Source organism: Paraburkholderia dilworthii, assembly GCF_000472525.1.
Taxonomy (GTDB): domain Bacteria; phylum Pseudomonadota; class Gammaproteobacteria; order Burkholderiales; family Burkholderiaceae; genus Paraburkholderia; species Paraburkholderia dilworthii.
Map to the genome: position 1 here is coordinate 57538 of NZ_AWZT01000007.1, position 14740 is coordinate 72277.

The 14740-nt window shown below is 64.6% G+C and carries 13 protein-coding genes; 5 read left to right on the forward strand and 8 right to left on the reverse strand.

Annotation, left to right across the window (positions count from 1 at the left end):
• Nucleotides 1–198: 198 nt before the first annotated feature.
• The gene (gene cls, locus F759_RS0108885) at nt 199–1695 is read left to right on the forward strand and encodes a cardiolipin synthase (protein ID WP_027799535.1); all 1497 of its coding nucleotides are present in this window, start codon (nt 199–201) and stop codon (nt 1693–1695) included.
• Between the two features lie 37 nt (nt 1696–1732).
• Here cls and F759_RS0108890 read toward each other — a convergent pair whose 3' ends face one another.
• Nucleotides 1733–2212 (reverse strand): glutathione peroxidase, encoded by a 480-nt coding sequence (locus F759_RS0108890; protein WP_027799536.1) that lies wholly within the window; start codon nt 2210–2212, stop codon nt 1733–1735.
• Nucleotides 2213–2347: 135 nt separating this feature from the next.
• Between F759_RS0108890 and F759_RS0108895 the strand changes: the two genes are divergently transcribed.
• Together F759_RS0108895 and F759_RS37485 are read left to right on the forward strand one after the other, a co-directional pair.
• A complete protein-coding gene (locus tag F759_RS0108895) occupies nt 2348–4288 on the forward strand; it encodes an ATP-binding cassette domain-containing protein (RefSeq protein ID WP_027799537.1) in 1941 nt (646 codons plus the stop codon).
• Nucleotides 4289–4427: 139 nt separating this feature from the next.
• Nucleotides 4428–5540: a CaiB/BaiF CoA transferase family protein gene (locus F759_RS37485; protein WP_036023967.1), complete on the forward strand. Its 1113-nt coding sequence runs from the start codon at nt 4428–4430 to the stop codon at nt 5538–5540.
• Between the two features lie 77 nt (nt 5541–5617).
• On the opposite strand, the gene F759_RS0108905 is transcribed toward F759_RS37485, so the two are convergent.
• The 3 genes from F759_RS0108905 to alr form a co-directional block, all read right to left on the reverse strand.
• Nucleotides 5618–5896, reverse strand: coding sequence for a DUF2866 domain-containing protein (locus tag F759_RS0108905; protein ID WP_027799538.1), 279 nt, complete (start codon nt 5894–5896; stop codon nt 5618–5620).
• Between the two features lie 144 nt (nt 5897–6040).
• Nucleotides 6041–7417, reverse strand: coding sequence for a DNA repair protein RadA (gene radA, locus F759_RS0108910; protein WP_027799539.1), 1377 nt, complete (start codon nt 7415–7417; stop codon nt 6041–6043).
• A 75-nt stretch (nt 7418–7492) separates the two neighbouring features.
• Nucleotides 7493–8563, reverse strand: a complete 1071-nt coding sequence (alr, locus tag F759_RS0108915) for an alanine racemase (protein WP_027799540.1) — start codon at nt 8561–8563, stop codon at nt 7493–7495.
• Between the two features lie 218 nt (nt 8564–8781).
• On the opposite strand from alr, the gene lplT reads away from it, so the two are divergent.
• Both lplT and thiD read left to right on the forward strand, forming a co-directional pair.
• Nucleotides 8782–10089, forward strand: a complete 1308-nt coding sequence (gene lplT, locus F759_RS0108920; protein ID WP_027799541.1) for a lysophospholipid transporter LplT — start codon at nt 8782–8784, stop codon at nt 10087–10089.
• A gap of 58 nt (nt 10090–10147) precedes the next feature.
• Complete coding sequence (thiD, locus tag F759_RS0108925; RefSeq protein ID WP_027799542.1) at nt 10148–10957, forward strand: bifunctional hydroxymethylpyrimidine kinase/phosphomethylpyrimidine kinase; 810 nt, start codon at nt 10148–10150, stop codon at nt 10955–10957.
• Nucleotides 10958–10967: 10 nt separating this feature from the next.
• Here the strand turns inward: thiD and F759_RS0108930 are convergent, their stop codons facing one another.
• The 4 genes from F759_RS0108930 to tsaB all read right to left on the reverse strand — a co-directional run bounded on the left by F759_RS0108930 (nt 10968) and on the right by tsaB (nt 14596).
• Complete coding sequence (locus F759_RS0108930; protein ID WP_027799543.1) at nt 10968–11981, reverse strand: DUF1853 family protein; 1014 nt, start codon at nt 11979–11981, stop codon at nt 10968–10970.
• A gap of 110 nt (nt 11982–12091) precedes the next feature.
• Nucleotides 12092–13309: a uracil-DNA glycosylase family protein gene (locus F759_RS0108935; protein WP_027799544.1), complete on the reverse strand. Its 1218-nt coding sequence runs from the start codon at nt 13307–13309 to the stop codon at nt 12092–12094.
• Entirely contained in the window at nt 13296–13790 is a 495-nt protein-coding gene (rimI, locus tag F759_RS0108940) for a ribosomal protein S18-alanine N-acetyltransferase (RefSeq protein WP_027799545.1), read from the reverse strand. Before rimI ends, F759_RS0108935 begins: the two co-directional genes overlap by 14 nt.
• Nucleotides 13787–14596 carry a tRNA (adenosine(37)-N6)-threonylcarbamoyltransferase complex dimerization subunit type 1 TsaB gene (tsaB, locus tag F759_RS0108945; RefSeq protein WP_027799546.1) on the reverse strand — a complete coding sequence of 270 codons (810 nt, stop codon included), beginning with the start codon at nt 14594–14596 and terminating at the stop codon, nt 13787–13789. Before tsaB ends, rimI begins: the two co-directional genes overlap by 4 nt.
• Nucleotides 14597–14740: the final 144 nt, after the last annotated feature.

Consider the following 14740-nt stretch of genomic DNA (forward strand, 5'->3'; position numbering starts at 1 on the left):
GGCGTGCGCGTGCGGCGGGCTCGCCGGCCACTGCATGCAGCGCGAGACTCTCGCAAATATCACCGCCACGCAACACGAGCTCGACGCAACCCGCCCCCAACCCGCGCGCCTTCGGTAAGATGAGCGCCGTTAGCTCCTTAGCTGCCCGTGTTCGCCCAGCGAGCCGGTACAGCGCTTCGCCCACTCCTTCGCCCGCCTATGCAATTCGACCTGCTTCACGTCGGCACGCTGGTGGCCCTCGCCCACATACTCGGCGTGGTCGCGGCGTGTCACGCGATTCTCAACACCCGCACGTCGCAAGGCGCAATTGCATGGGCTGTGTCGCTGGTCGCGATGCCGTATTTCACGCTCGTCCCCTATCTTTTTCTCGGACGCAGTAAATTCGCCGGCTACGCCGACGCGCGTCGCGTCGAAAACGAATTGCTGCGCGCGCACGCGCATCCTCCCGAGTGGGACAAGCTGGCTTCGTCGTCACGACTGCCTGCGCACGCACTTGGCGGCAGGCTCGTGCACTCGCTCACGCGTCTCGGCGGCATGCCGTTTCTGCCCGGTAATTCCGTGCGCACACTGGTGAACGGCGCTGCAACATTCGAGGCAATTTTCGAGGCCATCGAGAACGCCCGGCACTACGTGATCGTCCAGTTCTTCATCGTGCGCGACGATGCGCTCGGCGAGATGTTCAAGGAGGCGCTGATAGCGAAAGCGCAGCAAGGCGTGCGAGTCTATTTCCTGTACGACAGCATCGGCAGCTTCGACCTGCCGCACCGCTACGTCGCGTCGCTGCGCGCGGGTGGGGTGGAGACGCATCCGTTCGCCACCAATCGCCTGTTCGTCAACCGGCTGCAACTGAACTTTCGCAACCACCGCAAGATTGTTTCCGTCGACGGCGAACGCGCATTCGTCGGCGGGCACAATGTCGGCGTGGAGTATCTGGGCGGCAAGCCGCCGCTCTCGCCGTGGCGCGACACACATATCGAAGTGCGCGGACCCGCGGTCGCCAGCATCCAGTTCGTGTTCACCGAAGACTGGTACTGGGCGACGCAGCAGTTGCCGCAACTCGATCTACCGCCGATGCCGCCGTCCGATGCAGCCGAGCCGCTCGGCCAGGCGCAGCCGGCAAACCTGGCGCATCAGTCGACGGGCTACGACATGCACTGCCTCGTCGTGCCGAGCGGCCCAGCCGACAAGCAGGAAACCTGCTCGCTCTTTTTCGTCGAAGCGATCAACGCGGCGCGCGAGCGCATCTGGATTACGACTCCCTACCTCGTGCCCGACGAAGCCGTGTTCTCAGCGATGCGGCTCGCGGCGCTGCGCGGCGTGGATGTGCGCATTCTGATTCCGAGCCGGCGCGATCATGTGGTGGTGTTCGAAGCCTCGAAACTATATGCGTACGATTCACTGCGCGCGGGTATTCGCATCTTTCGCTACCAGCCGGGCTTCCTGCACCAGAAGGTCGTGTTGATCGACTGCATCGCCGCGGCGGTGGGCAGCGCGAACCTCGACAACCGCTCGTTCCGCCTGAACTTCGAGATCATGGTGATGACCGTCGACCACGATTTCGCTAAAGAAGTCGAGGCGATGCTGCTCGCCGACTTCGCGCAATCGCGCGAGATAGACCGCAACGAGTATCGCAAGGCGAGCGCATTGCGGCGCGTGCTGATGCATGTGGCTCGACTGTTTTCGCCGATTCTTTGAAGCACCGTAATGAAGCACCCTAACGCGCGCCGCCGCGTTACAGCAGTTTTTGGATGTCCTCGACAATCGCCTCAGGCTTGGTCAAAGGCGCATAGCGCTTGACCACGTTGCCGTCGCGGCCGATCAGAAACTTCGTGAAGTTCCACTTGATTGCTTCGAGGCCCAGGAGGCCAGGCGCCTCGCCCGTCAGATAACGGAACAGCGGATGCGCGTTAGCGCCGTTCACATCCACCTTGTCGAACATCGGGAAAGTCACGCCGTAGTTTTTTTCACAGAAGCTGCCAATTTGCGCGGCGTCGCCCGGCTCCTGCTTGCCGAACTGATTGCATGGAAAGCCCAGCACCGCGAGCCCGCGCGCCGCATAGGTGTCATAGAGCTTCTGCAAGCCTGCATACTGCGGCGTGAATCCGCATTCGCTTGCCGTATTGACGATCAGCAAGACCTTGCCTTCGTACTGCCCGAGGCTAACTTCGTCGCCGCCTAGCGTGCGGGCCGAAAAAGAATAAATCGATGTCATCTGCACTCCCCACGAAAGCCGTCAGTCTATGCCAAAAGCGCGGCGATTACAGTCGGCCGAATGGCCGATGCCGGCTGAGCGCCCGGTGTCATCCCCGGCAGTCTAAAATAGCGTTTTTCTCAAGCCGGCCTCTTCGTGATCCGCTTTAACCAGTTCAGCCTCGCGCGCGGCACCAAGCCGCTTTTCGACAACACCACGTTCACCCTCAATCCCGGCGAAAAGGCGGGCCTCGTGGGCGCGAACGGCGCGGGCAAGTCGACGCTCTTCGCCGTGCTGCTCGGCGAACTGCACGCGGACGGCGGCGATTTCTCGATCCCGCCCACGTGGCAGATCGCGCACGTCGCCCAGGAAACGCCCGCTGCGGACAAAACCGCCCTCGCCTATACGCTCGACGGCGACGCCGCGTTGCGCGCCATCGAAGAACGCATCGCCGCCGCCTCCGCCGCGCACGACGGCGCAGCCGAAGGCGAAGCGCATGCAGCCTTTGCGGACGCCGACGGCTACACCGCTCCCGCCCGGGCCGAAGCGTTGCTGCTCGGTCTCGGTTTCACGCTCGACCAGACCCGCGAGCCGGTCAGCAGTTTCTCGGGCGGCTGGCGCATGCGGCTGAATCTGGCGCAGGCGCTGATGTGCCGTTCGGACCTGCTGCTGCTCGACGAACCCACCAACCACCTGGACCTCGATGCGATCATCTGGCTCGAAGACTGGCTGCACCGTTATCCGGGCACACTCGTCGTGATCTCGCACGACCGCGAATTTCTCGATTCCGTCTGCAACGTCACGCTGCATCTGGAACAGCAGCAGATCAAACGTTACGGCGGCAATTACTCGCAATTCGAAGTGCTGCGCGCGCAGCAGATCGCGCTGCAACAGAGCGCGTACGAAAAACAGCAGCGCACGGTCGAGCATTTGCAGAGCTATATCAACCGCTTCAAGGCACAGGCCACCAAGGCCCGCCAGGCGCAAAGCCGCGTGAAGGCGCTGGAAAAGATGGAACTGATCGCGCCGGCGCACGCCGCATCGCCGTTCACCTTCGAATTCCGCACGCCCGATTCCGCGCCCAATCCGATGATGGTGATGGAAGACGTGCGCTGCGGTTATCACAGCGAGGAAGGCGTCGAGATTCCGATCGTCGAGCGCGTGACGCTGTCTATCCAGAACGGCCAGCGCATCGGTCTGCTTGGCGCCAACGGCCAGGGCAAGTCCACGCTGATCAAGACGCTGGCCGGCACGCTCGCGCCGCTCGGCGGCCACGTGCGTGAAGGCAAGGGCCTGCGTATCGGTTATTTCGCGCAGCATCAGCTCGAAACGCTACGCGCTGACGACACGCCTTTGCAGCACCTCGCGCGCCTCGCACCGGACACGCGCGAACAGGAATTGCGCGACTTTCTCGGCAGCTTTAATTTTTCCGGCGAAATGGCGACGTCGAAAATCGCGCCATTCTCCGGCGGGGAAAAGGCGCGGCTCGCGCTCGCGCTGATCATCTGGCAAAAGCCGAATCTGCTGCTGCTCGACGAGCCGACTAACCACCTGGATCTCGAAACGCGTCACGCGTTGACCGTGGCGCTCGCGCAGTTCGAAGGCACGCTGATTCTCGTGTCGCACGACCGGCATTTGCTGCGCGCCACGACCGATCAATTCATGCTGGTCGCGAAGCACCGGTTGCAGGAGTTCGACGGCGATCTCGACGATTACCGCGACTGGCTACTGCAGCATGCGGCCGAGCAGCGTGCGGCATTGAAGGCAGGCAATGCTTCGAACGGCGCGGAGAATGGCGCGGACGGCGGCGTCAATCGCAAGGAACAGCGCCGGCTGGAAGCGGAAACGCGTCAGAAGCTCGCGCATCTGAAGAAGCCGTTGCAAAGCCGCATTACGAAGATCGAGAAGGAAATGGACGCGCTCAACGCGGAGAAAGCGACGCTCGATGCGTTCGTCGCCGATCCGGCCAGCTACGAGCCGGCTCAGAAGAGCAAACTGACGGACGCAATCCGCCGTCAGGCAGATGTGAACGCGCGCCTTGAAGCACTCGAAGCCGAATGGCTCGAGACACACGAGGAACTCGAACAAATCGGCTAGCGGGACGCTGTTTGCGATCCGCGCCGGCATCGACGAGAGGTTGGCTTTGTCATCTGCGATGTCTTCCGCTGCATCTTCGGTTTCTTCCGCCGGCTCTTCGGCGGCGGAAGCCGCGCCGCCTCCGCTAACCGGCTTGCGCGTGCTCGACCTCACGCGCCTGTTGCCCGGCCCGGTCGCCGCGTTGCGGCTTGCCGAACTCGGCGCCGAAGTGCTGAAGATCGAAGCGCCCGGTGCGGGCGACCCGACCCGCACGATGATGCAGTCGTCGAGCGACCGCGTGGCCGGACGGCCTGGCGCGTTCTACCGGCTCGTCAATCGCGGCAAACGCGAGACGCGCCTCGACCTGAAATCGGAAGCGGGACGTCATGTGCTGCGCGCACTCGCCGCCGAAGCGGACGTATTGATCGAAAGCTTCCGGCCGGGTGTGATGGACCGGCTCGGCGTGGGCTATGCGACGCTGCGCGCGGCCAATCCGCGGCTCGTGTATTGCGCGATCAGCGGCTACGGCGCACGCGGTCCGTTTGCCGATTACGCCGGGCACGATCTGAACTACATCGGCTACGCGGGTGTTCTCGATCAACTGACGAGCCGCGACGGCACGCCAATCGTGCCGAATTTCCAGATCGCCGACCTGCTCGGCGGCGCGCTCAGTGCGGTCACACAAATCCTCGCCGCGCTATGGCATGTATCGCGCGGCGGCGAAGGCCGTTTCGTCGACGTTTCGATGACACACGCCACCCATGCGCACAACGTGGTCGCGCAAGTCGCGCTCGCTAACGCCAATGGAAGCACGGCGCGAAACAACGCTGCAAACGCGGCGCAAAACCCAGCGGAAGAAACGGCGGCGGGCGCCGGTCTGCTGAATGGCGGCGTGCCGTGCTACAACCTGTACCGGACGCTCGACGGCCGCTGGCTCGCGGTCGGCGCGCTGGAACTGAAGTTCTGGGAAAGCTTGTGCATGGCGCTCGACCGACCCGAGTGGGCGACGCGCCACTGGAGTCTCGGCCAAGCGATCGGTGGGCCGGACGCGGCCGCGCTCACGCAGGAGCTTGCGGACCTCATCGGCACGCGTGGGCTCGATGATTGGGTCGCGTTGCTGGAACCGCTGGATTGCTGCGTCTCGCCGGTGCTGACGGTGGCGGAAGCCGCGCGGCATCCGTTGTTCAATCCGCAAGCGCATGAAGATCATGACGAGCCGGATGAACTCACAGACGAATTCGAAGATCGGAGCGACCTACGCCCGAAAGCCTGACCGGCGACCGACTGAAGCGCAACCGAAGGCAATCGAAGCCCGCCTCGCTTAAACGCCTCGCGCCCGCGCCTTCGGCCTCACCGCCGCGCCGGCGTCTGCCGCGGCAACGTCTGCCGCGGCGTCTTTTCATCGTCGTAGAGCAAATGCTTGCGGCCTTCCACGTGACGATTGATCGTCGCGCGCACCTCGGCGGCGGTTGCGTCGCCCGCTACGACGCGGCGCGAAATCTGTCCCGTCCTGTCGATCCACTCGACGATCCGGCAAGCGCCGCCCCACGGTTGCTGAATGGGCGCAGAGACCCGGCAGCCGCGCACCTGTATCGGCCGCTCGGCTATGGTTTCATGTGACTGTTTCAAGGCGCGATCCTTTTTCGGGCATCGAAGGGATGCAATAGCTGTGGAGCTTAAGGAAAAAGGAAGGGCTTGTTGGTTACAGCCAACCTGGAGATATTTACGGCGCATTACGGCGCCCAAGCGGCGCGCAGCGTGCGCAATGCCCGTCTACTCGAGCGTGCGGACCCGGTCGATTGCCTGTTCGATGCGCTCGACCGCAACGACCTGTAAGCCGTCGATCGGCTGCTTGGGCGCGTTGGCCTTTGGAATGACGGCTACCGAAAAGCCGAGCTTCGCCGCTTCCTTCAAGCGTTCCTGGCCGCGCGGAGACGGCCGGATTTCACCGGCGAGCCCGACTTCACCGAACACCACGAGCCCCTTCGGCAGCGGTTTGTTGCGCATCGACGAATGAATGGCGAGCAGCACCGCCAGATCCGCGGCCGGCTCGGTGATCTTCACGCCGCCCACCGCGTTCAGAAACACGTCCTGATCGAAACACGCAATCCCGGCGTGCCGATGCAGCACCGCTAGCAGCATCGCGAGCCGATTCTGTTCGAGACCAACGGCGAGGCGCCGTGGATTCGGTGCGTTGGCGGAATCCACCAGCGCCTGCACTTCGACCAATAGCGGCCGCGTGCCCTCCTGCGTGACCAGCACACACGAGCCCGGCACCGACTGCTCGTGTTGCGACAGAAAGAGCGCCGACGGATTCGCGACGCCGCGCAAGCCGCGCTCGGTCATCGCGAACACTCCGAGTTCATTAACTGCGCCGAAGCGGTTCTTGATCGCGCGCACGAGGCGAAACGACGAGTGCGTGTCGCCCTCGAAGTACAACACTGTATCGACGATGTGCTCCAGCACGCGCGGCCCCGCAAGCGCGCCTTCTTTGGTCACGTGGCCGACCATGATGATCGTGGTGCCCGACTGCTTCGCGATGCGCGTCAATTGGGCCGCGCACTCGCGGACCTGCGCGACCGAGCCCGGCGCGGACGTAAGCGCGTCGGAATAGACCGTCTGGATGGAGTCGATGACTGCGACGTCGGGCCGCTGCTCCGCGATCGTCGCCTGGATTTTCTCAAGCTGGATTTCGGCGAGCAATTGCAGTTCGCTCGCTTTCGAGCCCGGTTCGAGCAGCGACAATCGTTGCGCGCGCAACGCAATCTGCGCGGCCGATTCTTCGCCGCTGATATAGAGCGCGCGCTTGTCGGCGGCGATTTCGGCGAGCGATTGCAGCAGGAGCGTCGATTTGCCGATGCCCGGATCGCCGCCGATCAGCACCACGCCGCCCGGCACCAGACCGCCGCCGAGCACACGGTCGAATTCGCCGACGCCGGTGGAAAAGCGCGGTACGTCGGACGCTTCGATATCGGCAAGACGCCGCACCGGCGCACTCTTCGCGAGCGACTGGAAGCGATGCGTGGAAGGCGTTTCGGCGACCGATTCGACGAGCGTGTTCCAGGCCTGACAGGACGGGCACTGCCCCGCCCATTTCGGCGTTTGACCGCCGCATTCACTGCATACGTACAACGTTTTTGCTTTTGCCACGCGTTCTTGCCTGGTTACTGGTGTTTGGTGTTCTTTGTCTTGACCGCACCGCCCGATGAAGCAGCGCGCCCCCTATTACTCGGCGCGCACCGGCACGCGTGGCGCGACCGCGCACATCAGCTCGTAGCCGATCGTGCCGCAGGCGCGCGCAACATCGTCGATGGGCAGCGACGTGCCCCACAATTCGACGCGCGAGCCGGCATTCGCGGTGGGGACCGGCGTGAGGTCGACGGTGAGCATGTCCATCGACACACGTCCCACGACCCGCGTGCGCACGCCGTCGACGATCACCGGCGTGCCTTCGGGTGCCACTCGCGGATAGCCGTCGGCGTAACCGCACGCCACCACGCCGATGCGCATCGGCGCGCGCGCCTTGAAGAGCGACCCGTAGCCGACTGTCTGGCCTTCCGCGATGGTTTGCACGGCAATCAGTTCGGACGCGAGCGTCATGGCCGGCTGCAAGCCGGTGCCTTCGATGGCGGCCGACACGCCCGACGGCGACGCGCCGTACAGAATGATGCCCGGACGCACCCAGTCGAAGTGCGATTCGGGATGCCACAGCGTGGCCGCCGAATTGGCGAGGCTGCGGGCACCGGCAATGCCTTGCGCGCCGCGCTCGAATGCTTCCATCTGGTGAGCCACGCCGCGTTCGCCGTCGGCGTCGGAGAAATGGGTCATCAAGGTGATCTGGCCGACGCCCTGACATGCGCGCGCCCGCTCCCACGCCGCGCGGAATTTCTCCGGCGTATAGCCGAGCCGGTTCATCCCGCTATTCATCTTCAACTGGATGTTGACAGGCTTGGACAGACGCGCCATCTCCAGCATGCGCAACTGCTCGTCCGAATGGAGCGCCGTCGTCAGGCTATAGCGGTCGATGACGTCAATGTCCGTCGGACGAAAAAATCCCTCGAGCAAAAGAATTGGGCCCGCCCAGCCCAATTCACGCAACTTCACGGCTTCTTCGAGGTCCAGCAACCCAAAGCCGTCCGTTGCCCGCAAACCTGGGAAAGCGCGCGCGAGGCCGTGCCCATAGGCGTTGGCCTTGACGACCGCCCAGATCTTCGATTTAGGCGCATAGCGGCGCGCGACGGCGAGGTTATTGGCGAGGGCGGAGGTGTGAATCGTGGCTGAGAGGGGGCGCGGCATGGAGTATTTTCGTAAAGACGCTTGCGAATCAGCAGCTTACAGGGCGTTTTCAACGCGCGGCAGCCCGCTGGGCGGTGCGATCAAGGATTCTGCTAGTCTGAATGCAGCTATTTTCGTGATATAAAGCCGTGCGCACAACCCATTTCGAACGGCATAAGCCCGGACGCATAACAAACGGCCGGGGCGGACAGACCGCAGCGAGGACAGCATCGCATCAGATGAAAAAAGGTTTTTACACCATCATGGCCGCGCAGTTTTTTTCGTCGTTGGCCGACAATGCGCTTCTGATCGCTGCTATAGCACTGCTGAAAGATCTACACGCCCCAAACTGGATGACGCCGCTGCTCAAGCTGTTTTTTGTGCTGTCGTACGTCGTTCTCGCCGCCTTCGTGGGCGCCTTCGCCGATTCCCGTCCGAAAGGACGCGTGATGTTCATCACGAACACCATCAAGGTGCTCGGCTGCATCACGATGCTGGTCGGCGCGCATCCGCTGCTTGCCTACGGAATCGTGGGTTTCGGCGCGGCTGCGTATTCGCCCGCCAAATACGGGATTCTCACCGAACTGCTGCCGCCTGACCGGCTCGTCGCCGCCAATGGCTGGATCGAAGGTACCACGGTCGGTTCGATCATTCTCGGCACCGTGCTCGGCGGAGCACTGATCAGTCCGCATATTGCGGCGCCCATCTTGCGGCACCATATTCCCACGGTCAACACACCCGCTGAAGCGGCGATGCTGGTCATCATGGTGATCTACGTGATCGCCGCGCTCTTCAATCTGCGCATTCCCGACACCGGCGCGCGCTACCCGAAACAGGAACGCGGCCCGATCAAGCTCGTCACCGATTTCGCCGACTGTTTTCTCGTGCTTTGGCGCGACAAGCTCGGGCAGATTTCGCTCGCGGTCACGACGCTGTTCTGGGGCGCGGGCGCGACGCTGCAATTCATCGTGCTGAAGTGGGCGGAAGTGTCGCTCAATATGTCGCTCTCCGAAGCGGCGATCCTGCAGGCGGTGGTGGCTGTCGGCGTCGCGGGCGGCGCGATCTTCGCCGCTTCGCGCGTGCCGTTGAAGAAGTCGCTGTCGGTGCTGCCGGTGGGCATCATGATGGGCCTTGCCGTGATGCTGATGGCCTTCTACACGCGCAGCCTGTTTCCTGCGCATTGGGGCGTGTACTTCGGCCGGATACACGTGCCCGGTTATCTGATCGTCGCTTATATCTTCCTGATGATCGTCGGCGGCCTGTCCGGCTTCTTCGTCGTACCGATGAATGCGCTGCTCCAGCATCGCGGCCACGTGTTGCTGTCGGCGGGCCACTCGATTGCCGTACAGAACTTCAACGAAAATCTCTCCGTGCTCGTCATGCTGTGCCTGTACGCGGTGCTCGTCTGGCTGGACGTGCCGGTCACGGCGGTGATCGTGCTGTTCGGCAGCTTCGTCTGCCTGATGATGTGGATCGTGATGCGGCGTCACCAGGCGAACCAGCGCGCGTTCGACTCAGTGGCGCTGATCGGCGAAGTCAAGCACTGACACGTCCGGGCGTGCCTCCTTCTGCCGCGCGCGCGCTTTTACCCTTTCCCGCTTTGCCATGACTCAACCGATTCCCAACGTGCTGACGATCGCCGGCTCCGACTCCGGCGGCGGCGCCGGCATCCAGGCCGATCTGAAGGCTTTCTCGGCGCTCGGCGCTTATGGCGCGAGCGTGATCACCGCGCTTACCGCGCAGAACACGCGCGGCGTCACCGCGATTCACGCGCCGGACGCGAGCTTCATCACCGCGCAACTCGACGCCGTGTTCGACGACATCCGCATCGACGCGGTGAAGATCGGCATGCTCGCCAACGCGTCGATTGTTCGCGCGGTCGCCGATGCGTTGCGCCGGCACAAGCCCAAGCACATCATCCTCGATACGGTGATGATCTCGAAGAGTAACCATGCGCTGCTGCTGCCGGATGCGGTCGCCGCACTGCGCGAAGAATTGCTGCCGCTCGCCGATCTGCTGACACCCAATCTTCCCGAAGCCGCCGCACTGCTCGACGGCGTGCAAGCCGCTGCCGACGAAGCCGGCATGATCGAGCAAGGCGAAGCGCTGCGCGCTCTCGGCGCCCGTGCGGTGCTGATGAAAGGCGGCCATCTGGGCGCCGCCGATAGCCCCGACTGGCTGGTTCAGGAAAGCGGCACGCTGCGCCTCGGCGGCCCGCGCGTGCCCGTGAAGAACACACATGGGACGGGCTGCACGCTGTCGTCGGCGATTGCGGCGCTGGTTCCGCAACGCGACGACCTTGCGAGCGCGGTCGCCGATGCAAAGCAGTATCTGACCGGCGCATTGCAGGCAAGCGATCGCCTGCAGGTCGGCAGCGGCGTCGGCCCCGTGCATCATTTCTATCGATGGTGGTAATGCGGCAGGCTTACTGGCTTGCGTAAGCTCGCGCCCGCTCGGGCCACTCGTCGGGCACGATAAACCCGCGCGAGCGTTCGAGCAGGTTGCCCGCGCTGTCCGCTGCGAATGCGGCGACCATCGTCGGTCCCGGTTGATGCGACGTTTGAGCGGCGAGCGTTAGCGGATCGACCCAAGCGCTATACGCCGCGTGCTGTTCGTCGTGACGATAGCGCCTCGGCGCCAGCCATTCGAGCCGCGGCAACACACGCCAATGCTGCGCGTGTGCCGCCGCGAATTCCAGCCAGTCACTCCACGTCACCCACCAGCCGCGGCCATGCGCGGGGTCGACCTCGACCGGATCTGCTGGCGTCTCGCCATGCCGATAGAACAACCAGCCTTTGACGAACATTTGCGGTGTCCACGGGCCCGGATAACCCGTCGACGCAAAGTCCTCGCGCGCGCTCAGCGGCAACTGGTGATTGAGCAGATGGGCGAGCTTGAGATCGAAGCGGTCTTTCAGGTTCGGGCCCACATAGTTCGATAGCTGCGGCGATCCAGCCGCTGGTAACGGCGCTGCTGATAAACGCACATCTGACTGCGGGGCGGTTAGCGCGGTTAGCCCGCTTGCATCGCCCGCATGCAGATAGCACTTCACCGCAAGCTCCCAGTGAAGCTGCGCACCGTCCTGCGTGCGTAAAAGAAAATCGCATTCGCCGAGCGTGAGCCCCGCGCGCCGCAGCGGCACGCCCGCCGCGACGAGCCGCGCCGCCGGTCCATGTTGCAGAAACCAGCCGAGCAAGCGTTCGGCGTAGCGGCCAAGACGCGTGATGCGCGTCGCGGCTAGGTCGTGATGCAACTGGGCGGGCGCCGCATCGAGCGCGCGCAGCCAGTCGAGCGTGTCGTGGAGTTGCAGCGAGGTCTGGAAAGGAGCAGCAAGTTCGCCCATCGGCGGTTGCGGACGCAACAGATCGGCGCTCAGCAGCAGCCAGGCGAGATCGCGAACTGCGCAGTCGCGCAACGTGTCGAGTAACGTGGAAAGAATGGTGTGCGCACTGGCGGCATCGCCGCTCCCAACCGTCGCCCCAACAGAGTCGACGCCGGCGATGTGCTCGCGCGCTTGCGCCGGACGACGCGCCGCCGGCTCATCCACGTTCACCGCTTCGCCGCGTTCGACGGTGCGCCGCCGCCCGCAAGCCACGTATCGCGCGCGAGACACAGATCGGCCCACGCCTTCGCCTTGTCAGGCAGACTGCGCAGTAGATAGGCCGGGTGATAGGTGACGATCACCGGCACGCCCTCATACTCGTGGACGCGGCCGCGCAACGACGAAATACTCGCGTCCGTCTTGAGCAGGCTCTGCGCGGCAAAGCGCCCGAGCGCGACGATCAGCTTGGGTTTCACGAGCCCCACCTGGCGTTGCAGATAAGATTCACAACGCGCGACTTCATCGGGCTCGGGATTGCGGTTGCCAGGCGGGCGGCACTTGATCACGTTCGCGATATACACGTTGGCGTCGCGTGCCAACGTGAGCGAACGCAGCATGTTGTCGAGCAGCTTGCCCGCCTGGCCGACGAACGGCTCGCCCACGCGGTCCTCGTTCTCGCCGGGCGCTTCGCCGATCAGCATCCAGTCGGCGTTCCGATCGCCTACGCCGAACACGGTTTTTGTGCGCTTCTCGCACAACCGGCAGCGTTCGCAGGTCGAAGCGCGCTCGCTCAACGCGTCCCAGTCGAGCGTGTGGATCGCGGGAGGTTCGAGCGTTTCGCGGCGCGCGTGCATGGGCGCGCCAACGTCGCCCGGTGCATGAAGCGGGAGGTCGTCGAACCATGCGAAGTCGTCGGCGGGCGGGGCGTCGAAAGAGGACGGCTCGGGTATGCTCTGCCGCTGTGCGGTTGCCGGGTTGCGGCTCCCGGCTGCGCCTGATATGCGCTGCTGCCCCGCGTCCGGTGCGGGCGGCGGCCGAGACTCGCGCTGTGCCGCGTCCGGAACGATGTGCGCCGGATCGTCGACGCGCTCGACCGGCCGTACGTGCCGAACGCTATCGCGAGATCCTGCCGGATGTGGCGGCTGAGTCCCACGAGCTCGCGCATCGCTTTCGGTATGCGTTTGCGCGTGCAGGTCGTCGTCGGCTTGTCGCGACGGCTCGGCCCCGCGTATCGCGGAGGTGCGCGACGTTTGCGGCGTCAAGCCGGCCGCGGAAGGCGCACGCGCATCGCTCTGCGTGAGGTCGCTCGCACCATGCGGGCGGGGCGCGTCGACACCCTGCTCTGCACCAGCGCCGGCAGCCGGTTCCTGCACCGCCGCCATCCCGCGACGCACCCAGCGCGGCGCGAGCCCGAACTCTTCCAGTACCGAATCATGCAGCGCCATCCGCGCCCTCCCTGACAAACGATAAACGCATCACGATGGCGTCCTCCCGGCTGCGATGCCGCGCCGGATAATAGTTTTTGCGCCGGCCAATCGACGTGAAGCCGAAACGCTCATAGAGCCGTATCGCGCGATGATTTGACGGCCTCACTTCGAGCAGCAGCCCGTCGAGCTTCTCTGCGCGGGTAATGCGCACGGCCTCGCGCAGTAGTGTGAGTCCGGCGCCGGCGCCTTGCGCGGCGGGCGCGACGCACAGATTCAGCAAATGCATTTCGTCGACCACCGGCATCAGCACGCAATAGCCGATCAGCGTGCCCGTAACATGCCGCAGACAAACGCCGAAATAGCCGTTGCGCAGGGAGTCGCCGAAATTGACGCGGCTCCAGGGAAACTCGTAGGCGAGCTTTTCAATGGCGGCCACTTCGTCGAGGTCGCCTTCGGTCATCGGCGACATATAGCGGTCCGCCAGCAGCACGCCGCTCATTGCCGTCCCTCGCGAGGCAGGGCGTCATGGGCAAGCGCCGCGGCCTGCCCTGCCTTTGCCGCTTTTTCCGCGATGCGCTCGGCCGTGGTTTGCGCGACCTTGTTGCGGATGTATTCTGGCGCGGCCTGATCGGCGGGCACGGTGCGACCCGCGTGAAATGCGCGCAACGCGGCGTACGCGAGCGGCAGCGCATGCGGCAATGCCTCGTAATCGACGGACCGGGCGGCTGCGAGCGCCGGCAGCCGCGCGCTGAAGGCCGCGGCAGCGTTACCTGCGAGCGTGAAGGGCTCGTCGGGCAACACGAGCCGCTCGGGCGTATCGAGCGATGCGCTCTGAACGGTGCGCCATTCGCCCTGAGCTTCGTCCCACGCGTAGTCGGCCCAATAGATTTCGTCCATGCGGGCGTCGAGCGCCGCCAGCACACGTGTGGCGGCCGGATCGCGGCGCCGGGCGCTTTCCGCGCAAACCAGCAGCGTGCTGACCGGCACGACCGGCAGATCGAGGCCGAACGCCAGCCCTTGCGCGACGCCCGTGGCCGTGCGAAGGCCGGTGAACGAGCCCGGACCAGAACCGAACGCGATCGCGTTGCAGTCGGCGAGCGCCAGACCCGCTTCGCTGAAAAGTTCGCGGATCGCGGGCAGCAGGCGCATGCTCGACACGGCGCCCGTCTGCTCGTGGCGCACCCACGCGCGCGGCTCGGCGCGTGCGTGGTCCGCTGCGTCGACATCGACGGCGGCGGCCGACAGAAGCGCTACCGAGCAGAATTCGGTGGAAGTATCGAGGGCAAGAAGCACTGTTTGAGTCATGGACCGTATTGTAATCGGCGCCGCGCGCGCCGATGCGGTTTGGTCTTCGGCACGACGCATGTCGTTCGGCGGGCGGCGGGCGCCGGACGCGTAATCGGCTGCCGATGCGGTACCGGAATCGGACGACGCGCAATCGCAACTGGA

Bases quoted from the DNA above. Each gene is read 5' to 3' on its own strand.
- cls (WP_027799535.1), top strand. From the start codon at position 199: ATGCAATTCGACCTGCTTCACGTCGGCACGCTGGTGGCCCTCGCCCAC.
- F759_RS0108890 (WP_027799536.1), bottom strand. From the start codon at position 2,212: ATGACATCGATTTATTCTTTTTCGGCCCGCACGCTAGGCGGCGACGAA.
- alr (WP_027799540.1), bottom strand. From the start codon at position 8,563: ATGCCGCGCCCCCTCTCAGCCACGATTCACACCTCCGCCCTCGCCAAT.
- lplT (WP_027799541.1), top strand. From the start codon at position 8,782: ATGAAAAAAGGTTTTTACACCATCATGGCCGCGCAGTTTTTTTCGTCG.
- thiD (WP_027799542.1), top strand. From the start codon at position 10,148: ATGACTCAACCGATTCCCAACGTGCTGACGATCGCCGGCTCCGACTCC.
- F759_RS0108935 (WP_027799544.1), bottom strand. From the start codon at position 13,309: ATGGCGCTGCATGATTCGGTACTGGAAGAGTTCGGGCTCGCGCCGCGC.
- rimI (WP_027799545.1), bottom strand. From the start codon at position 13,790: ATGAGCGGCGTGCTGCTGGCGGACCGCTATATGTCGCCGATGACCGAA.
- tsaB (WP_027799546.1), bottom strand. From the start codon at position 14,596: ATGACTCAAACAGTGCTTCTTGCCCTCGATACTTCCACCGAATTCTGC.